This window comes from Candidatus Pelagibacter bacterium nBUS_36, assembly GCF_051201215.1.
In the GTDB taxonomy this organism is placed as follows: domain Bacteria; phylum Pseudomonadota; class Alphaproteobacteria; order Pelagibacterales; family Pelagibacteraceae; genus Pelagibacter.
Genome location: NZ_CP172839.1, coordinates 421694 through 441696, shown reverse-complemented (window position 1 = coordinate 441696; position 20003 = coordinate 421694). Strand labels below are relative to the sequence as shown.

23 protein-coding genes are annotated in these 20003 nt (G+C 30.2%); 10 read left to right on the top strand and 13 right to left on the bottom strand.

Going from position 1 to position 20003, the window contains the following annotated elements; genetic code table 11:
• Window positions 1-39: 39 nt before the first annotated feature.
• From ACIJYI_RS02320 to ACIJYI_RS02290, 7 genes are all read right to left on the bottom strand, one after another.
• Window positions 40-1020, bottom strand: a complete 981-nt coding sequence (locus ACIJYI_RS02320; protein ID WP_435114507.1) for a Bug family tripartite tricarboxylate transporter substrate binding protein — start codon at window positions 1018-1020, stop codon at window positions 40-42.
• 163 nt (window positions 1021-1183) lie between these two features.
• Window positions 1184-1630 (bottom strand): tripartite tricarboxylate transporter TctB family protein, encoded by a 447-nt coding sequence (locus ACIJYI_RS02315; RefSeq protein ID WP_435114506.1) that lies wholly within the window; start codon window positions 1628-1630, stop codon window positions 1184-1186.
• Window positions 1623-3104, bottom strand: coding sequence for a tripartite tricarboxylate transporter permease (locus ACIJYI_RS02310; protein WP_435088884.1), 1482 nt, complete (start codon window positions 3102-3104; stop codon window positions 1623-1625). The genes ACIJYI_RS02315 and ACIJYI_RS02310 overlap by 8 nt, the downstream gene beginning before the upstream one ends.
• Window positions 3105-3163: 59 nt before the next feature.
• Window positions 3164-3949: a sulfite exporter TauE/SafE family protein gene (locus ACIJYI_RS02305; protein ID WP_435114505.1), complete on the bottom strand. Its 786-nt coding sequence runs from the start codon at window positions 3947-3949 to the stop codon at window positions 3164-3166.
• 40 nt (window positions 3950-3989) lie between these two features.
• Window positions 3990-4982, bottom strand: a complete 993-nt coding sequence (gene dusA, locus ACIJYI_RS02300) for a tRNA dihydrouridine(20/20a) synthase DusA (protein ID WP_435114504.1) — start codon at window positions 4980-4982, stop codon at window positions 3990-3992.
• Window positions 4983-5004: 22 nt separating this feature from the next.
• Entirely contained in the window at window positions 5005-5541 is a 537-nt protein-coding gene (gene rpoZ, locus ACIJYI_RS02295) for a DNA-directed RNA polymerase subunit omega (protein WP_435114503.1), read from the bottom strand.
• 43 nt (window positions 5542-5584) lie between these two features.
• Window positions 5585-6790, bottom strand: a complete 1206-nt coding sequence (locus ACIJYI_RS02290) for an MFS transporter (RefSeq protein WP_435114502.1) — start codon at window positions 6788-6790, stop codon at window positions 5585-5587.
• 14 nt (window positions 6791-6804) lie between these two features.
• Between ACIJYI_RS02290 and ACIJYI_RS02285 the strand changes: the two genes are divergently transcribed.
• Both ACIJYI_RS02285 and ACIJYI_RS02280 read left to right on the top strand, forming a co-directional pair.
• Window positions 6805-7680 carry an NAD(P)-dependent oxidoreductase gene (locus tag ACIJYI_RS02285; RefSeq protein ID WP_435114501.1) on the top strand — a complete coding sequence of 292 codons (876 nt, stop codon included), beginning with the start codon at window positions 6805-6807 and terminating at the stop codon, window positions 7678-7680.
• Between the two features lie 5 nt (window positions 7681-7685).
• Complete coding sequence (locus ACIJYI_RS02280; protein ID WP_435114500.1) at window positions 7686-8291, top strand: flavin-binding protein; 606 nt, start codon at window positions 7686-7688, stop codon at window positions 8289-8291.
• On the opposite strand, the gene ACIJYI_RS02275 is transcribed toward ACIJYI_RS02280, so the two are convergent.
• The gene (locus tag ACIJYI_RS02275; protein ID WP_435114499.1) at window positions 8288-8800 is read right to left on the bottom strand and encodes a gamma carbonic anhydrase family protein; all 513 of its coding nucleotides are present in this window, start codon (window positions 8798-8800) and stop codon (window positions 8288-8290) included. The genes ACIJYI_RS02280 and ACIJYI_RS02275 overlap by 4 nt on opposite strands.
• Before the next feature lie 20 nt (window positions 8801-8820).
• Between ACIJYI_RS02275 and ACIJYI_RS02270 the strand changes: the two genes are divergently transcribed.
• Window positions 8821-9375, top strand: coding sequence for a thioredoxin family protein (locus ACIJYI_RS02270; RefSeq protein WP_435114498.1), 555 nt, complete (start codon window positions 8821-8823; stop codon window positions 9373-9375).
• Window positions 9375-10457 (top strand): glycosyltransferase family 4 protein, encoded by a 1083-nt coding sequence (locus tag ACIJYI_RS02265; protein WP_435114497.1) that lies wholly within the window; start codon window positions 9375-9377, stop codon window positions 10455-10457. Before ACIJYI_RS02270 ends, ACIJYI_RS02265 begins: the two co-directional genes overlap by 1 nt.
• Here ACIJYI_RS02265 and ACIJYI_RS02260 read toward each other — a convergent pair.
• From ACIJYI_RS02260 to ACIJYI_RS02250, 3 genes are read right to left on the bottom strand one after another with little or no spacing between them, the layout of a single operon-like run.
• Window positions 10454-11956, bottom strand: coding sequence for a tripartite tricarboxylate transporter permease (locus ACIJYI_RS02260; RefSeq protein ID WP_435114496.1), 1503 nt, complete (start codon window positions 11954-11956; stop codon window positions 10454-10456). The genes ACIJYI_RS02265 and ACIJYI_RS02260 overlap by 4 nt on opposite strands.
• Window positions 11953-12423, bottom strand: coding sequence for a tripartite tricarboxylate transporter TctB family protein (locus ACIJYI_RS02255; protein WP_435114495.1), 471 nt, complete (start codon window positions 12421-12423; stop codon window positions 11953-11955). Before ACIJYI_RS02255 ends, ACIJYI_RS02260 begins: the two co-directional genes overlap by 4 nt.
• A gap of 28 nt (window positions 12424-12451) precedes the next feature.
• Window positions 12452-13432: a tripartite tricarboxylate transporter substrate binding protein gene (locus ACIJYI_RS02250; RefSeq protein ID WP_435114494.1), complete on the bottom strand. Its 981-nt coding sequence runs from the start codon at window positions 13430-13432 to the stop codon at window positions 12452-12454.
• Window positions 13433-13548: 116 nt separating this feature from the next.
• Here ACIJYI_RS02250 and ACIJYI_RS02245 point away from each other — a divergent pair, with 116 nt between their 5' ends.
• Window positions 13549-14247: an IclR family transcriptional regulator gene (locus tag ACIJYI_RS02245; protein ID WP_435114493.1), complete on the top strand. Its 699-nt coding sequence runs from the start codon at window positions 13549-13551 to the stop codon at window positions 14245-14247.
• Window positions 14247-15305: an AbrB family transcriptional regulator gene (locus tag ACIJYI_RS02240; RefSeq protein ID WP_435114492.1), complete on the top strand. Its 1059-nt coding sequence runs from the start codon at window positions 14247-14249 to the stop codon at window positions 15303-15305. Before ACIJYI_RS02245 ends, ACIJYI_RS02240 begins: the two co-directional genes overlap by 1 nt.
• Here ACIJYI_RS02240 and ACIJYI_RS02235 read toward each other — a convergent pair.
• Window positions 15289-16230 carry a glycosyltransferase family 9 protein gene (locus ACIJYI_RS02235; RefSeq protein WP_435114491.1) on the bottom strand — a complete coding sequence of 314 codons (942 nt, stop codon included), beginning with the start codon at window positions 16228-16230 and terminating at the stop codon, window positions 15289-15291. The genes ACIJYI_RS02240 and ACIJYI_RS02235 overlap by 17 nt on opposite strands.
• Window positions 16231-16262: 32 nt before the next feature.
• On the opposite strand from ACIJYI_RS02235, the gene ACIJYI_RS02230 reads away from it, so the two are divergent.
• The 4 genes from ACIJYI_RS02230 to ACIJYI_RS02215 are packed head-to-tail and all read left to right on the top strand — an operon-like array spanning window position 16263 to window position 19217.
• On the top strand, window positions 16263-16652 hold the full coding sequence (locus ACIJYI_RS02230; protein ID WP_435114490.1) for a DUF6165 family protein: 390 nt from the start codon (window positions 16263-16265) through the stop codon (window positions 16650-16652).
• A 7-nt stretch (window positions 16653-16659) separates the two neighbouring features.
• The gene (locus ACIJYI_RS02225; RefSeq protein WP_435114489.1) at window positions 16660-17811 is read left to right on the top strand and encodes a M24 family metallopeptidase; all 1152 of its coding nucleotides are present in this window, start codon (window positions 16660-16662) and stop codon (window positions 17809-17811) included.
• Between the two features lie 22 nt (window positions 17812-17833).
• The gene (locus ACIJYI_RS02220; protein WP_435114488.1) at window positions 17834-18319 is read left to right on the top strand and encodes a YajQ family cyclic di-GMP-binding protein; all 486 of its coding nucleotides are present in this window, start codon (window positions 17834-17836) and stop codon (window positions 18317-18319) included.
• Window positions 18320-18335: 16 nt separating this feature from the next.
• On the top strand, window positions 18336-19217 hold the full coding sequence (locus ACIJYI_RS02215) for a DMT family transporter (protein WP_435114487.1): 882 nt from the start codon (window positions 18336-18338) through the stop codon (window positions 19215-19217).
• Here ACIJYI_RS02215 and ACIJYI_RS02210 read toward each other — a convergent pair.
• Window positions 19214-20002, bottom strand: coding sequence for a phytanoyl-CoA dioxygenase family protein (locus tag ACIJYI_RS02210; protein ID WP_435114486.1), 789 nt, complete (start codon window positions 20000-20002; stop codon window positions 19214-19216). The two genes, ACIJYI_RS02215 and ACIJYI_RS02210, sit on opposite strands and share 4 nt — an antisense overlap.
• Between the last annotated feature and the right edge of the window lies 1 nt (window position 20003).

Genomic DNA, 20003 nt, shown 5'->3' with positions numbered 1-20003 from the left:
TATTAAGGCGAAACTATATTGATATAGTAATAATTACTATTAAGGTTTTAGTCCAGCAAGAAGTTTTGTTAAACTTACTTTTCTAGCTTTCCACATTTCTTGTACTTCAGCTCTGTTCATAATTCTAACAGGTGAACCACCTTTTTTCATTTGTCCCAAAGTTTTTTTATCATTAAACATTAAAGGAACTTTAGCTGCTAAATATTCAATAATTTCTGGTGAAGTTCCTTTAGGAGCCATAATGCCTCTAAAGTTTACACTTGAATTATCAACATCAAGACCTTCTTCTTTTAATGTTGGAACATTTGGTAAAAATGTTTTTTCTCTTTGAAGATCGGCAATTGCTAAAATTTTAATATCATTCTGACTTCTGAAAGCATCTGAAAGATTATTAAAACCAGCCATTACTTGACCGCCTTTAACAGCTGCTAATGCAGGAACACCCCCTGTATGAGGAACATAAGTTAACTTTGCTCCACTAGCTTTTTGAAATTGTAAAAAAGCTATATGATGACCAACAAATTTTCCAGCACCTGAAAAAGTAACTTTACCTGGATTCGCTTTTGCAAATTTCACCATATCACCAACTGAATTGAATTGACTGTCTTTACTGACAATCAAAACCGCTGGATCTGCTCCCCAGTTCGCTATAGGTTCCAAGTTATCTATGTTATATTTTGTATCATCAAATACTATTGATTGAGATACAAAATGTGGGATGTTGTAAGCAGCTAAATCATATCCATCTTTTCTAGCTTTAGATGCAAACCAATTCCATCCTACTTTTCCACCTGCCCCAGGTTTATTAACAATAACTATTGGCTGTCCTAAATAATCTTTCTTAGGATGAGCCGCCATCATTGTCACTAGTCTTGCTTGAAAATCAGTAGCACCACCTGGGTTATAAGCTACCATTACACTTATCGGTCTATCAGGATAATCAGCTGCTTTAGCAATTGATCCAAATGAAAGAAGCGATAAGATTATTGTGATATATAAAAAAAATTTTTTTATATTCATATCTACCTCCTCTGTTAATAGAAATTAGATCACAATAAAATTAGTCTGACCATTATTTTTTTTAGTTATATTTTTTAATTATATTTAAGATACGTAAAATTACTTGTCTTAAAGGTGTCTTATTTAGAATACTACTTGTGATTGTATCTTTAATTAAATATTTCTAAAAAAGAAAAAATCTAGGTACTTGAACTTTAAGCATAATAGAAAAAAGGAAATAAATAAATAACATGAATATAATTGTTATAATTATGGTTTGAATTATTTTTTTAATATTTTTATTTTCTGAATAGTAGTAACTATTTATAAAAAACAATAATATAGCTAAAAGATAAAACCCAATAGTTTCACCGATAAAAATAAATATAATTAAAGAAACTAAATAAACTGATAGTTTTTTAATATCAATCTCTGCAACTGATAAAGTTTTATTTAAAAAATAAAAAATTAATGAAAAAGAAGATAAGATTATCATTACAGATGTTATTAATTTTGGAAATAAATATGCTTCAGATGTATTTTCTGAACCGCCAGTGAACGAAGCAAATGCTAATAAAATTGAGATAAATAATATACAAATCAAAGATATTAAGTTATTTATCTTAAGCATTTTTTCTCTTCATTTCTGAAACAATTCCATAAACTATAGAAATTATACATAATGTTATTATTGTTAAATTTAAATATCCTGATGTTAAATATCTAAAAATACCCTCTTGTGTATCTGCAATTATTTTTGCTTGACTAAAATTAGTTTCAGCAATTGGTCCTAATATTAAACCTAAAACTATCGGTGCAGCTGTAAAACCAAATTTTGATAAAAAAAACATTGAAACACCTAAAAACAACATAACAATCACATCCGCAAAGTTATGTTGGACACTATAGGTTCCAAAGATAGCAAGTATCGTTATAGCTGCAGCCATATAATTTGTTGGAGTTTTAATTACATATTTTGCTAAACCGCTAATATATAATCCAAAAATCAACATCATAAATTGTGCAACTAATAATGAATTAATAAAAGTCCATGTTGTTTCAGCATAAATTGTAAAAAGATTTGGTCCTGGAAACATTCCATGTATTAATAAGCCTCCCAACAAAACAGCTGCTGTTGGACTTCCTGGAACCCCGAGTGTAAGTAAAGGAACTAAAGATGGGCCAACCATAGCATTGTTTGCAGACTCAGCGGCAATAATTCCATCAGGTTCTCCTTTTCCAAAATTTTCTTTATTTTTACTTAATTTTTTAATTTGATCGTAAGATACAAGTCCCGCTATCTGTCCTCCTGCACCAGGGATTAAACCAATTATAACTCCAGATACGCTTCCAACTACTAATGCTTTAATTCTTGAAAGATTGTAAATAATAGACTGAACTATACTTTTTTTTTCCATTTGAAATTGATCAGAATCTAATTGTTTTTTTTCAATCATTGATAAGACTTGAGGGATAGCAAACAAACCAACCAAAGCAGCAATAATATTTATGCCTCCTGAAAAAATTGGATTAAAAACAAATCTTTCAACACCTAGCACCGAGTCATACCCTATAGTTGCCAGCCATAAACCGATGGCTCCAGAAAAGAGTCCTTTAATTATTGAATTAGAATCTAATGTTGCAATTACAGTAACACCAAAAATTGCTATCCAAAACATATGTGATGGACCAAACTTAAGAGCAAAATTTGCTAATATAGGAGTAAAAAAAATTAAAATAATAATTCCTATTACGCCACCAATGAATGAACTAATAAAACAATAATGTAGAGCTTCTTTTGATTTACCACTTTTTGCCATTGGATAGCCATCCATAACTGTTGCAATGTTTGCAGGAGCTCCAGGTATTTTTAATAATATTGCACTAATTGCTCCACCAGCAACAGTAGCTGTATAAACCGCACCAAGCATAATTAAACCTTGGTCAGGACTCATTTTAAAAGTGAAAGGAATTAATAAAGCAACTGCCATTGTAGGACTCAATCCAGGAGCAGCTCCCATTAAAAGTCCACCAATAGTTCCTAAAACTAAAATTAATAAATTTTCAAATATGAAAACGTTAGAAAAATATCCTATAAACTCCATAATGTTAAAATTTAAGTCTAACTAAATTTTAATCAAAAAGTCTATAAAAGAATTAAAGTTTAAATCGTAAAATATTCGTATAAAAATTTACAAGCTACCACAAACAATAAAAGTCCAAAATATTTACTTATTTTTTGTTTATCGATTTTATGAACTGTCCGAGCACCGATTCTAGCCATAAAAGTTGTAATAGGAATGAAGATTAAAAAAGTAGGTATATTTAGAAAACCAACACTAAGAGGTAAATTGGTCTTTAAATACGTACCACTTATGACAAAACCAATAGCACCAAATAATGCAATAAAAAAACCAATTGCTGCAGCTGTCCCAATAGCTCTATTAATTGAATAACCAAAAAACTTAAATATTGGTACATTCATAACTGCTCCTCCAATACCCATTGGCGCAGAAATAAATCCAGAAATTAAGCCAAAAATAATTTTATATTTCTGCTTAATCGAAATTGTTATTATGGTTTCTTTTTCTTTCAAAAATAACAAATACAAACTTAACAAAAAAAGTACTAATGAAAAAAATAAAACCATATTTTTAGTATCTAAATAAACTGCAAAAATTGTACCCAATGAAACACCTATCACTGTAAATATACCGTAAGTTTTAACCAAATTTGTATCAACAGCTCCAAGTTTATAATGAGTCATTACAGAAACAAAAGAAGTTGGAATAATAATACCAAAAGAAGTTCCAACAGCCAGGTGCATAATATAATTTGTATCAATATTTAAGCTTTCAAAAACATAAAATAAAAATGGAACCATTACCAATCCTCCACCGATACCAAACAGACCAGCTATAAAACCAACGGGTATGGCTGTTAATGCCATCAATAAAATAAAATAACTATATTCGTTTGCTAAAATTGAATTAAGCAGATTGGCCTACACTTGTGTCAACATTGTTATACCTAATCTTATCCATTATGTGATCAATTTTTTGAACATCTGCATCTCTCACACACATATTCTCACTTAAGTATCTTTTCCAGTAACTAGCGCCTGTTTGTCCATGAAATAAACCAAGAGTATGTCTCATTATTTGATTTAGTCTAGTTCCCTTCTTTAATTCATCTTTTACATAGGGAATTAACTGTTCAATAACATCTTGTCTGCTTGGAATATTTTCATTATTAAAAATTTCTTTTTCAATCTCTGCCAACATGTAAGGTGTGTGATATGCAGCTCTACCAATCATCACTCCATCTGTTTTTTGAAGTAATGGTTTAATTTGATCCACAGATGTTATTCCACCATTAATTATTATTTCTTCATTTGGAAAATCTTCTTTCAATTTATAAACATATTCATATTTTAGAGGAGGAATATTTAAATTTTGTTTGGGAGTAAATTTTCCAAGCATTGCTTTTCGAGCATGAATTATAAATGTTTTAACTCCAGTTAATTTTAAAGTTGAAATAAAATTATGTAGGTTTTCATAATCTTCAACATTATCGTATCCAATTCTTGTTTTGATAGTTACTGGTAAATTTGTTGAAGCTTGCATTTTACTGAGGCAATCTGCAACTAAGTTTGGTTCTTTCATCAAACAAGCACCAAACTTACCTTTTTCAACTTTTTTACTTGGGCAACCTAAATTTAAATTGATTTCATCATAGCCAAAATCTTCACCTATTTTCGAAGCTTCGGATAAAAGTTTTGGAGATGATCCTCCTAATTGAAGTGAAACAGGTTTTTCATTTATATTAAACCCGAGTAATTTTTTTTTATCACCTCTATTGATTGCTTCATCAACAACCATCTCTGTATAGAGAAGTGTGTTTTTAGAAATTAATCTAAGAAAAAATCGCTCATGACGATCTGTGCAATCCATCATAGGAGCAACTGATACTTTCCTATTCATGATTTAACTTTATATGATTTTATTATGAGTTTGAAGCGTCTGAATCTTCTGTAATTGCTTCTGCTTCTTGGTTTTCTTGTTCTGAAACTTCATCTAAAGAAACTTCACCTTGCTCATTCACAGTTTCTTCACTTGATGAAGGATCAACGTCAGGCTTAGCTGTTTCTGATAATTCAGCTAAATCTTCTTGGGATACTTGAATTTTTTCTGGAGTTTTTCTTGCTCTCTTAGATGGTAAAATTGGTGTTCCACTTTTTGAGATTTCACCTTTATACATGCTTTCAAAATCATCACCTACTTCTTCATCATCTTCAGAACCATCATCAACTTGCTCAACATGTTTTCTAAGTTTGTAGACAGCACTTTCAGTTAAGTCTGCTACTTTAATTTTTTCTTCTGCAATTTCTCTTAATGAAATAACTGTATTTTTATCGTTATCTCTATCTAAAGTTGGTTCAACACCTGAGTTTAATTGTGTAGCTCTTTCTTTAGCAACAAGTACTAATTCATAAGGGCTATCTACTTTATCTATACAGTCTTCTACGGTAACTCTTGCCATGGGCGATTATTTATACCCGAGACCTTAAAAATGCAAGTTTTTTCTAAATTATTACAGGATTAAGCTTTTTTCTGACAAGAAACAGAAGGATTAAAGAAATGAATATATATGTGCCTGATACAGTAGCAATATCTTCCACGGTAAAACCCATATCTATTAAATACCCAAATAAAGCTGTACCAAAAGCTGTAGCAAATACCATTAATGCCGTTGTAAGTGCTTTAATTGATCCAAGGTATTTTACTCCATATAATTCAGCCCAAGTAGAAGATCCTAATATATTTGCAAATCCATTTGAAATTCCAACTAATCCAAGAAACACAAATGCAGTGATAGGTGTATCAAAAAAGAATAAAACAATCACAGAAAGTAAAAGTGGAATATTCATGTAAATTAAAAGTTTTCTACTTGTGAATTTATCAATTAAAAAACCTGATAAAAATAAAGTTAATACAGAAAGAATAGAATAAGACATAAAAGATTGAGCAATCACATAGGGCCCCCATCCTTTTGAGGTTTGCACAAAAGATTGAAACACAGCAAACCCAGTAAAAATCCATGGCATAGCTAACATATTAAGACTAATAATATAAAATCTGTAATCTTTTATTACCTCTCTTCTCTTCCATTGTTTTATTTCAATCTCTTCAATATTTTCATCATTGCTTTCTCTAGAGTCTAAATTTAAATTTTTAATTAATAAAAAAGATGCAATAGGTAAAACAATTAAAACTGTTACTGAAAATATAAGCCAAAGATTTTGCCAATCTAAAAATGTTAATAGATATACCATTAAAACAGGCATAATAAATTCTGCAGACGAAAGACCAAACCAACTTATACTTAAAGCTCTACCTCTAGTTCGAGTGAAATACCTTGAAATTGTTGTTGATGCTGTGTGAGACATCATTCCTTGTCCAGAAAATCTCATCAAAAAAATTGCAATAAACAGTAATAAAACTGAAGACACTTTTGAAAAGAAAAAACATGCAAATGATAAAAGAATAGTTACAAAAAAAGCAAATTTGAAAATATTTACATCATCTATTTTCTTTCCAACCCAAATTAATAAAAGACTACTGCACAAAGTAGCAGAAGCATAAATTGAGCCAAATTGTCCATGGGTAATAGATAGTGCATCTCTAATACTAGAATTAAATAGTCCTAAAAAATAACTCTGTCCAAAGCTAGAAAAAAATGTAAAAATAAAACCAAATAGAATTACTTTAAACTTCAAACTATTAAACATAGGAAATAAAAATTATGTCTTGTAATGTTGCTTTCATAGGTCTTGGTGTCATGGGTTATCCAATGGCTGGTTATATATCAAAAGCTGGTCACAATGTAACTGTTTATAACAGAACAGCAGCTAAAGCTGATAAATGGATTGCAGAATATAAAGGTTCAAAAGCAGATACACCTGCAAAAGCTGCAGAAGGTGCTGATTTTATTTTTACCTGTGTTGGAAATGATAACGATTTAAGAGAAGTTTCTCTTGGAGAAAATGGGTTGTTTAATACATCTAAAAAAGGTTGTGTTTATATTGATAACTCAACTGTATCAGCTGAGATTTCAAGAGAGCTTTATAAAGCTGCAAAAGATAAAGGATTTGATTTTTTAGATGCACCTATCTCAGGTGGTCAAGCAGGTGCTGAAGGTGGAATACTAACTGTTATGGTTGGTGGTGATGAAGAAGTATTTAAAAAAGCTGAACCAGTAATTGATTGTTACAGTCGTAAAGTAAAATTAATTGGTAAATCTGGAAGCGGTCAATTAACTAAGATGATGAACCAGATGTGTATAGCAGGTGCTGTACAAGGTTTATCAGAAGCTATTAACTTTGGAATTAATGCTGGCTTAGATATGGATATCGTAATGGAGACAATATCAAAAGGTGCTGCCCAATCTTGGCAAATGGAAAATAGATATCGAACTATGACTGATGATAAATTTGATTATGGTTTTGCTGTTGATTGGATGAGAAAAGATTTAGCAATAGTTATTGAAGAAGCAAAAAAAAATGGTTCGCCAGTCCCAATTACAGAACTAATTGATGGCTACTATGCAAAAGTTCAAGAAATGGGCGGTAATCGTTGGGATAGTTCAAGTTTGATTGCTCTACTAAAGAAGAAGAAATAATATCTGTGACTGACACAGTTCCTTACTACGAGGATTTTATTCAGATCAAAAAAAAAATTTGGTCGATGCTTACAAATGCAGTTAAGGATAGAGGCTCACCATTTAGAATACCTGTATTCATTTGTGGGAATCAAAATGATTTTGATGGACGAATTGTAGTTCTTAGAAAATCAGATGAAGCTAATAACCTTGTTCAATACCACAGTGATATTAGATCAGATAAAATTACCAAATTAAAAGCTAACAAAAATGCTGCATTGCTTTTTTATGACAAGGAAGAAAAGATACAGGTTAGGCTAAAAGTTGAATGTATTGTTAATCATGATAATGAAATAACAAAAGCATCTTGGTTAAAAACAGGTCACATGAGTAGAAAATGCTATTTAGTTGATAATGGGCCTGGGGCAGAGTCTGATAACCCGACATCAGGGTTAAAACCTGAATTAGATAATTTTGAATATACAATGGAGCAAAGTGAAGAGGGTTATAAAAACTTTACTGTTATTCAATGTAAAATTAAATCTATTGAATGGCTTTATTTAGCAGCTAAAGGTCATAGAAGAGCTAAATTTGATTTACAAAACAATAAAGAGCACTGGCTAGTACCTTAAAATATTGATTTAGAATATTTTTTCCAATTATCTTGATAATGTTTGGTGTTCTCTAATACAGATTGTTTTTCTTCCTCTGTGACTTCCCTAACTACTTTACCAGGAGAACCGACTACCAATGAGTTATCTGGAATTAATTTATTTTCAGTGATTAAAGCTTTGGCTCCAATGATACAATTTTTTCCAATCTTTGCGTTATTAAGAATAACTGCACCAATCCCAATCAGACTATTGTCTCCTATCGTGCATCCATGAAGCATAACCAGATGCCCAACTGTTACATCTTTTCCAACTTTTAAAGGGCAACCTGGATCAGTATGTAAAATACTGCCATCTTGAATGTTTGACCCCTCGCCTATATAAATATTTTCAATATCACCACGTAATACTGCATTAAACCAAATACTGGAGTTTTTCTCTAATGTAACGTCACCAATTATAGTTGCATTTGGTGCAACCCAATTTTTGCCAGAGTTTTGTAGTTTTTTATCTTTTAAATCGTAGAACATAATTTATATATTCTTACAGTATGCCAGTTCAAACTCCAATATGTGATTTTGGTAAAAAAGCTTTACCATTTGAATTAAAGTCTACAGATAATAAAATTATTTCACTAGATGATATTAAAGGTGAAAATGGAACCTTGATAATGTTTATCTGTAATCATTGTCCCTATGTAAAAGCTATTACAAAAGAAATAGTGGAAGATTGTAATGAATTAAAAAAAATTGGTATTAACTCTGTTGCAATATGCTCTAATGATTTTATTAATTATCCAGAAGACTCATTTGATAATATGATCAAATTTTCAAAGGATAATCAGTTTAGTTTTCCATACTTGCAAGATGATACACAAAAAATTGCTAAAAAATATGACGCCGTTTGTACTCCAGATTTCTTTGGATATGATAAAGATTTAGGGCTTCAGTATAGAGGTCGATTAAGAGAGCTTAAAAATTTTATTCCAGTTAAAGATGGTGAAAGCGACCTTTTAAAAGCCATGAAACAAATAGCCGAAACTGGCAAAGGACCAAAAGATCAAATACCAAGCGCAGGCTGTGGTATTAAATGGAAGTATAATTAATGTATCTAATTGTAACCAGATCCTTTCCACCAGAACTTGGTGGTATGCAAAGTTTAATATGGGGTTTAGCAAGAGAGTTATCTAAAAACTTTATGATCAAAGTTTTTGCAGATCATATTGAGAATCATAAAACTTTTGATGAACAATCATCTTTTTCCATTGAAAGAGTTGGTGGAATTAAATTACTTAGAAAATACAGAAAAGCTCAATTAATTAATGAGTTTATTAAAGAAAATAAAATTGAAGGAATTATTGCTGACCACTGGAAAAGTTTAGAGCTTATTAAATCAAATAAAAGGAAATATTGCTTAATTCATAGTAAAGAAATTAATCATCCAAAAGGAACGAGTTTAAACAAGCGTGTTTTAAATGTTTTAAATAGTGTTGAAAAAGTAATTGCTAACTCTGAATTTACAAAAAATCTAGCTATTGAGTGTGGAGTTAATCAGGATAAAATTATTGTCATCAACCCAGGTATAGACCCTGCTGTTGAATTAGATAAAAAATCTTTAGATAAAGTTGAAAGTCTTCTTAAAGTAAAAACGCCAAGACTAATTACTGTTTCAAGATTTGATAAGAGAAAAAATCATGAAAAAGTTATTATGGCATTAAGGAATTTGAAACAAATTTATCCTGATATAGTTTACATTTGCGTAGGTTATGGTGATGAAGAAGAAAATATTAAAAAACTTGTAAAAGAGCTAGATTTAGAGTCTCAAGTTATGTTCTTCAGTGATATTAGCAATGAATTAAAAAATGCTTTAGTTGCGAAATCAAATATTTTTGTCATGCCCTCAGTTATTTATAAAAAATCTGTTGAAGGATTTGGTATTGTCTATGTTGAAGCAGCACAATATGGAATTCCATCAATTGGTGGTAAAGATGGTGGTGCAGCTGATGCTATTGAACATAAAAAAACTGGATTAATTTGTGATGGAAATAATCTAGATGATGTTTATTCATCAATTAATTCAATGTTAGAAAATAAAAAATATTTAGAATACGGAAAAGGCGCAAAAGATAGTGTCTCAAAATTCTATTGGTCTAATATTATTGAAGAATATAAAAAAATTTTAAATTAAACTTTTCTACCCCTAAAAGTTTTATATATATGCCACACTACTATTAGTATTGTTGTAGCCAATATACATGCTGTGAGTGTTCTATCCCATAAAAATGTCCAAGAGCCATCACTTAATAATAAAGATCTCCTTAAATTTTCTTCCATTAAACCACCAAGCACAAAAGCTAAGATTAGTGGTGGCATTGGAAAATCATACAAGCGCATAAAAGTTGCAACAACAGCTATTCCTATCATCAAATAAATATCAAAATTATTAAATGACATCACATATATTCCTGTAATTGAAAAAAATAAAATTAGTGGAATTAAATAATTTTTAGGTATCGCTAAAATTCTAGCGATATAGGGAATTAAGGGTAAGTTTAATATAAGTAGAATTACCATTCCAATATACATCGACATTATAACTGACCAGAAAATTTCAGGATTAGTTACATAAAGTCTTGGGCCAGGTTGAATGCCAAATCCTAGAAGAGCCCCTAACATTACAGCAGTAGTACCACTTCCAGGTATTCCTAAAGTTAATAATGGTACAAAAGCTCCTGAACATGCTGCATTATTTGCCGTTTCAGGTGCAGCTAATCCATGAACACTTCCTTTACCAAATTTTTCTTTTTCTTCATCGCTTACTAAATTTCGCTCCATTCCATATGCTAGAAAAGATGCAATAGTTGCTCCTGCTCCAGGTAATACTCCAATTAAAAATCCGATTATTGAATTTCGAGGAATGGTTTTTAACATTTTAGTTCTTTCTTCTTTATTGATCTTAATTGAACCAAGTTCTGTTAAAGATACTTGTTTTGCAGCTGCAGTCGGGTCATTACGTTTCAAAATAATTGTCAATGCTTCACTCATTGCGAAGGTTGCCATTACAACAAGAACAAAACTTATACCATCAGTTAAGTTCATATTATTAAAAGTAAATCTTGTAATGTCAGACAAACTATCTTGACCAACAGATGCTAACATTAAACCAAGCACTACCATCATCATCGCTTTAATAAATTGTCCTTTGGATGAAAATGCAGCAATAGCAGTTAAACCTAAAATCATTAAAGCAAAATAATCAGGTGATCTAAAAGATAAACTTACTTTTGATAAACTTGGTGCCATAAACAATAAATAAATTGCAGCAAGTGTTCCGCCTGCAAAAGAACTCCAAGCAGCTATAGCTAAAGCTTTTCCAGCTTTACCTTGTTGTGCCATTGGATAACCATCAAACGAAGTTGCGACTGTTCCAGGAACACCTGGAGCATTTAACAATATTGAAGAAGTGGAACCTCCAAATACAGCACCATAATAAACTCCTGCCATTAAAATTAAGCCAGTCGCTGGATCAAAACCGTAAGTAATAGGTATCATTAAAGCTATCGCAGTCATTGGTCCAAGACCAGGAAGCATTCCAATGATTGTTCCAAAGAAACAACCAATCATTACCATAAATATATTTTGAAATGTAAGAGCTGTTTTTAATCCAATTAAAATTCCTTCTATCATCCCATCACTCCTAACATTTGAAGAAATGGATCTCTTAAATAAATGTCAAGAACACCGTGTAAAAGATACATAAATGCAGCAACAAATGGAAAAGAAAGCATAAACATTAATACCCACCTTCTCTCACCTAAAAAATAATAAGATGCCATTAGAAATAAAGAGGTCGTTAAAAAATACCCAACTTTTAAGATTAAGGCCCCATAAATTATTGCAATTAAAACTAAAATAGTAGTTTTTTTGTATTCTAAAGTTCTATGCTCAACTTTAATTGTATTTGGATCAGGTAAAATTACTTTAAGGCCTGAAAAAAATAATCCAGCATAACCTAAATAAATCGGAAAAGTTCTAGCATTAAAAGGTGCATTTTCATCAAATGAAAAAACTTGGATTTGATATGCGGTATATAAATAGAATGCTGAAAAAATAAAAAAGAGCAGTGATATAATTTTTGTAGTATTTATATTCACTGCTCTAATTTTTAAATAATCCTAAGGATTATATAACTCCTAATTTCTTCATAAGAGCTGTCATTTCTTCTGTTTGTTTTTCTAAGAAAGTAACAAACTTATCACCTGGATTGTAAATATTAACCCAAGCATTTCTTGCTCTAACAGTTTCCCATTCAGAAGTTTTTTGTACATCGCCTAGCATTTTAGCAATTGCATTCTTATCTGCACTGCTCATACCTGGAGGACCAAAGAATCCTCTCCAGTTAACGAATTGTACATCGTACCCTTGTTCTTTTAGAGTTGGTGCATCTGGAGCATCAGAAACTCTTGAAGGAGCAGTAATTCCAATAATTCTTACTTGGTCTCTTGCACCCATCAATTCACCTAAACCTGTAGAGATAATTTGAGTCTCTCCAGATAAAAGTCCAGCTAACGCTTTTCCACCAGCATCATAAGGAATGTAAGCTACATCATTTGGATTAGCACCAGCAGCTTGGAAAGCTAACGCACCAATTAAATGGTCCATACTTCCTCTTACTGATCCACCAGCCATTTTAATAGAGCTTGGATTCTTCTTATATGCATCAACTACATCTTTAAAGTTTTTGTAAGGTGAGTTTTTTGCAACTGCAATTGCACCATAGTCCCCGATTACACCAGCGATTGGCACAACATCTTTATAAGATAAAGTACCACTTCCACTCACGTAACCCTTATGTCTAGTGATTGATCTTAAAACTAATGGTGTAGATTGAACTAAAACTGTATTTGCAGGTTTAGTATTAATCATGAAAGCTAATGCTTTACCACCACCACCACCTGACATATTTTCAAATGATGCACTTTTTAACATACCAGCTTTTGTTAAAGCTTCTCCAGTACCTCTAGCAGTTCCATCCCAACCACCTCCAGCACCACCACCGATTACGAAATGAATTTTATCAATCGCAATTGAACTAGTTGTAGTTGCTGAAAATAATAAGATTGCTGAGAATAATACTGAAAGTATTTTTTTTATATTGTTCATTATTTCCCTCTCTATTTAATTAAATTAGATTTAATTTATCTTATTAGTCAATGTCTAAATATATTATTACTATTGTTCTATACAATAGAACATGTTATTCTAAACAATAGAATTATATGAAAATAAACAAAAATACAGTTGGTGTTGAAGCTGTAAACAAAGCTTTAGAAATATTAAATTGTTTTACTGAAAAAAATGAAGCTCTTACTGTAACAAAGATAGCTCAGATTACCGGCGATCATAAAAGTAGAATTTCTAGAATATCAAAATCACTTGAAAATTTTGGATACATTAGAAAAATAAAAAGTGGAGAATTTAAAATAGGCCACTCTATTCCTAGATTGTATGAAATTTACGATAGTAGTTTTAATTTAAAAAATTCTATTAAATCAGAATTAGATTTTATCTCATCAAAAACTAAAGAAACAGCGAGTTTCTTTGTAAGGCAGAATGATGTTCGAGTTTGCATTCAGTCTAGTACGCCTAGTAAATCGATTATACACTTAGAAGAAATAGGAGGTAAAAAACCTTTAAACAAAGGATCCAGTGGTCACGTTTTATCGGCTTATAATAATTTAGAAATTAATGATAAAGATAAAGTTTTAAAAAATGGATACGCTATGACTTTTGGAGAAAGAGATTCCGAAATGGCGTCTGTATCAGTTCCAATATTTAGAAAAAAAAATCAAATTCTTGGAGCATTAACCATTGCAGGTCATATTTCTAATTTTAATAAAAAAAACTGTATTAATTTCTTAAATGTACTTAGATCCTCAAGAGTAAAAATTGAAAAAAATTTAATTCAAATCAAATAATGATAAAACAAATTAATCAAATTTTTAAAATAAGATTTATTTCCGTTTTAATAATTTCTTTTCCGAGTGCAATTATTGCTGAATATTTTAATATTCCTCTAGCTTGGTTTTTGGGACCAATGATTATCACATCAATTGCCGCTTTATCAGGTCTAAAAATTATAATGCCAAAAATTGTTTTAAGCTTTATTTTGATAATTTTAGGTTTGCATATCGGTAATTACATAGATCAAAATCTATTTAATCAAATGTTTGATTGGATATGGACTTCACTGATTATGTTGATCTATATAATAATTTGTATTTTAGTTGTAGCCAAATATCTTCAAAAATTTGCGGGTTATGGTCAAAAAGCCTCAATATTTTCAGCAGCTCCTGGTGCATTAGGTCCTTTAATGATTTTAGCTGAAAATGAAAAAACTGATTTATCTCAAGTGGCAACTTCACATCTAATTAGATTAATTATAATTATAACAGTTATTCCATTTATTATCGTTAATAATACTGGTTCAGAAGTATTGCTATTAGATAACTTTGATTACATGGGTCAAAATCATCTAAAATTAATTTTACTTATCATTGCATCTTTATTTTTTATTTTTGTTTTTGATAAAATTAGAGTTCCAGCAGCTTTATTATCAGGAACACTATTTGCTAGTGGGTTATTACAAATGACTGATGTTGCATCATACAAGTTACCAGATGCTTCAATTAACTTTTGTCTTTTAATCTTGGGGGCTTCTGTTGGGTGTAGATTTGCTGAAAAAACTATTAAAGAAATTGCCAATAATTCCCTTCATAGTTTGGTCGCAACAACAATTCTTGTTCTATTAGGATTTGTTGCAGCTTATGTTGCAACATTTTTTGTTGATACAAATATTTTAACACTCATCTTATCATTTAGTCCTGGTGGTATTTATGAAGTAGCAGTAATTGCAATAGCATTTAATTTAGAGCCTGACTTTGTTGCTTTCCATCATATAATAAGATTATTGTTTATTCTTTTTACAGTGCCAGTTATTTTGAAAGTGCTAAGTAAATTTAAGAAATTGAGCTAGACAATCTTTCAAAAACTTTTTCAGCAGATAGATTGGATAATTCAGAAACTTGAATTGCTTTAAAATTTTCTCGCTCAATACTTACTTTATGAGCTGTAGTATGTGCACCAAATAAAGCTAACCCTTTAGAACCCAGATGCGATGTCATATGAGCAGGTCCAGTATCATTAGCCACAACAAAAGAACTACCTTTAATCAATGATGATAGTTGAGATATATCTAAAGCTCTTCCATTATCTAAAATAGCCAATGCATTGACATTTGATGCTTCTTTAATTTCATTTGGGCCTGGTGCTGAAACAACTTTGTACATGTTGTTAAATTTTTCATTAATTATATTAATAAGATCATTATAATATGGCCACTTTTTAGAGTTTAAGTGAGGTGAACAAAAAGGAAAAAGAACAATATATTTATCTAATTTATAATAATCTTTTATCTGAGTTATATCTGATGAGCTCCATTTAAAGTCAGGTTTCATTGTATGAACTGTATTTATTCCAGAACTTTTTAATTGATGATCAAATCTTTCTAGAACAGAGTCTTTATCAAAATCCTGCTTTGTAGTACCAGCTGGAAGTGTTGTTTCTGTTGATGACCAAATATCTTTTGCAGCACTTGGAAATAATATTTTTTTGTAAAAAGAAGTTCTGCTAGAATTTTGAAGATCATAGACTTTAGAAAAACTATACCTTTTTATCGATTTCATTAGTGAATATAAGTAAATCAAATTTAATTTTGATAGTCTTTTGTCTAAAATTACATTTGATATATGTGGGTTTTTTTTGAACAAATCATAATAAGGTTTTGTAGTTAATAGGTGAATTTGATCATCTTTATGATGTTCAGAAATATCTTGAATTGCCCCACAGGCTTGAGCTATATCTCCTAATGACCCATGTTTAATGATTAAAATATTAGACATATTTATAACAACTTAACATAGTATAAAATTTTATGAATAAAATTATAGTCGAAGTATCAATTGGCGAACTATTAGATAAAATTTCGATATTAGAAATTAAACAAGAAAAAATTAAAGATCAGGATAAATTGAAGTTTATATCAGATGAACATGCAGTTTTAAAAAATCAATTAGATAAAAATGTAAAATCAAATGATAAGCTTGAAAAGTTATTTCAATCACTAAAAGAGATTAATGCTAAACTTTGGGTCATTGAAGACGACAAAAGACTATGTGAAAAAGAGAAAGATTTTACTGAAAAATTTATTAAACTTTCAAGAGATGTGCATTTTTTAAATGATGACCGAGCAAAAATTAAATTAGAAATAAATAATCTAACTGGATCAAAGATTAAAGAAATTAAAGAATACACTAGTTATTAACAAATTAATGGCACTTCATTTTTCTAATCAAGAATTTTCACAACGAAAAGCTAAAGTTCTTCAGTCAATGAAAGAACAAAATCTAGATGCAATACTAATGTTTAGACAAGAGTCTATGTATTGGTTAACTGGCTATGATACTTTTGGTTATGTTTTTTTTCAAACATTGATACTTGATAACAAAGGTAATGTAATTCTTTTAACAAGAGCTCCGGATTTAAGACAAGCCCAGAATACATCTGACATTGAAGATATTAGAATTTGGGTTGATAAAGATGGATCAAACCCTGCTGATGATCTTAAAGATATTTTGGATGAACTATCTTTAAAAGGAAAAAAAGTTGGTATTGAGTATGAGGCTTATGGCTTAACAGGTCGTAATGCATTAAGATTAAATAAATCTTTAGAAAATTATTGTAATATTGAGGATCAATCAGAACTTATAACAAAAATTAGAGTTGTTAAATCTTCAGAAGAAATTGTTTATGTAAAAAAAGCTGCAGAACTTGCAGACTTAGCTTTAGAACAAGCTTGGAAACATACTAAGGCTGGCGCAAGTGAAGCAAAAATTTTAGCTGAAATGCAAAAAATTGTTTTAGAAGGTGGTGGAGATTATCCAGCTAATGAATATATTATTGGATCTGGACACAATGCATTGCTATGCAGATATCAATCGGAAAAAAGAATTCTATCAGATACAGACCAATTAAGTATTGAGTGGGCTGGTACATATAAGCATTATCATTCTGCTATGTTTAGAACTATTGCGGTTGGAAAGTCTAATCCTAAACATATTAAAATGCATCAAGCCTGCCTTGAAGCATTACAAAATTGTGAAAAAAAATTAATACCTGGAAATACAGTTGGTGAAGTCTTTGATGTCCACGCTCAAACTTTTGACAATCTTGGTTACAATAAATCAAGAATGAATGCTTGTGGATACTCACTGGGATCAACTTTTTCACCAAATTGGATGGACTGGCCAATGCTTTATACGGGTAATCCTTACAAGATTGTACCAGGTAATATCTTCTTTATGCACATGATCTTGATGGACTCTGAAAATAATCTAGCAATGAATTTGGGTGAAACCTATTTGGTTACAGAAAATGGTAATGAGAGATTAGGGAAACAAAAATTGGATCTTGTGAACCTTTAGTGTCTAGAATATATAGTAAATTATGCCCTCTTTTGACGTTATAAGTAAAATTAATTATCCAGAATTTGATAATGCTCTTGCTAATTGTTTAAGAGAAATTACTAACCGATATGATTTTAAAGGACTTAATATTTCGATTGAAAGAAAAGATAAGATAATCACTACACTAGCACCAGATGAATTAAAATTAAAACAAGTAAATGAATTACTACAAGTTCATCTTATAAGAAGAAAAGTTGACCCAAGGGTAATAACTGTTAAAAATTCAGAAAGTGCTACAGGCACATCTATTAGACAAGTCAGTGAATTAAAAGAAGGTATTAGTCAAGAAAATGCTAAAAAAATTATTGCTGATATAAAAAAACTTAAACTTAAAATCCAAATTAAAATTCAAGGAGAAGAATTAAGAGCTGAAGGAAAAAAAAGAGATGATCTTCAAGAAGCAATATCTGCAATAGAAGCAATTGATATTGGTCTCCCAATTGAATTTGTAAATTTTAGAGATTAATTTCATTAAAAAAATAATGAATAATTATCTTCTATTTTTAATAACACTTTTTTGTTGGTCTCCTACTTGGTATTTAATCAAATTCCAATTAGGTTATGTAGATCCATTAGTGTCAGTTTTTTATAGATTTTTAATTGCAGCAATTATTATTTTTATCTACCTGATGATAAAAAAAAAGAATTTAAAATTTTCTATTAATTATCATATCTGGTTTTTATTTTTTGGAACTTGTCTTTATTCAATTAATTATGTTTTCTTTTATTTATCTAATACATATTTAATTAGTGCATTTCCTGCTATTGTTTTTTCCACTGTTGTTATAATGAATATTTTAGGTGAGGCTTTTTACTTTAATAAAAAACCTTCTTTAAAAACTTTAATTGGTGCAACAATTGGGATGATTGGAATTATTATTATTTTTAATGATGAAATTTTTAATTTTAGTTTGGTAAAAGGTACTCACATAGGTTTATTTTTAGCACTAATAGGAACATTTTGCGCTTCAACAGGTAACATGGTTCATCAGAGAAATCTAAATAACAAGTTTCCTTCACTCCAAACAATTGCTTATGCAATGTTATATGGTTCTCTTTTTACTTTTTTAATTACTCAAATACGTGGTGCTGAACTACTGTTTGAATATAGTTTTAGTTATATAACATCCTTATTATATTTATCGATTTTTGGATCAATCTTTGCTTTCATTTCATATTTAAAATTACTTGAAAAAGTTGGTCCTGGTCGAGCTGGATATGTTGGAGTTGTTATGCCAGTTCTTGCCTTAATAATTTCAACAATATTTGAAAAATTAGAATGGCAAATTGATTTAATAATTGGACTTCCTATTTTAATAATTGGAGCCATTCTGGTTATCCATCAAAAAATAAAAGATAATTAACCATTAAAAATTTTAGGAAACCAATCTTCACGCATCATATCACCAGACTTTAAATTAATACCATCAAAAGGTGGTGAGGTAGGTCCTCCTCTATCAATATATCTAACATCATCTCCTATAAATCTCATTGAGAATGCTCTACGTGATTTTGTAGTTTTGTTGCCACTTGATCCATGAACAATTTTGAAATTAAATAACACTGCATCGCCTAGATTTAATTCAGGTATCAAGATATCATTTTTATAATCATCTATATTAGGTAGATCCATAAAAGAGCTAACATCCCTATACCATGATTGATCATTTGACCACTTTAATGGACGAACTAACTTAGGCCATTTGTGCGAACCCATTATTAGTTGAAGATTATTTTTTTTATCAACATTATCTAAAGGTATCCAAAAACTTCCTGTATCATTTCCGTTCACACAATAATAAGGCATATCTTGATGCCATGGTGTCTCTTTATGTGTTCCAGCTTCTTTTATAAAAATATGTTCATGAAAAATTTGTGATGATTGAGACGATGTTGCTTCAGCAACTATTTTTGCAGCTGGAGATTCAAAAATACAGTCTTTGAATTCTTTTATTCTCTCCCAATTACAATAATCCTCAAAAAACCTCCCATTATTGCCACTAACATTTTCTCTTCCATGTATGCTTGGGTTATCTAAAACTTTTTGAAATCCTAATCTTAAAGGTTCAATCCAATCTTTAAACACATCTTTGATAATTATTACTCCAAAATTTTCATAATCCTCTATTTGTTTTTTTGAGAGATACATA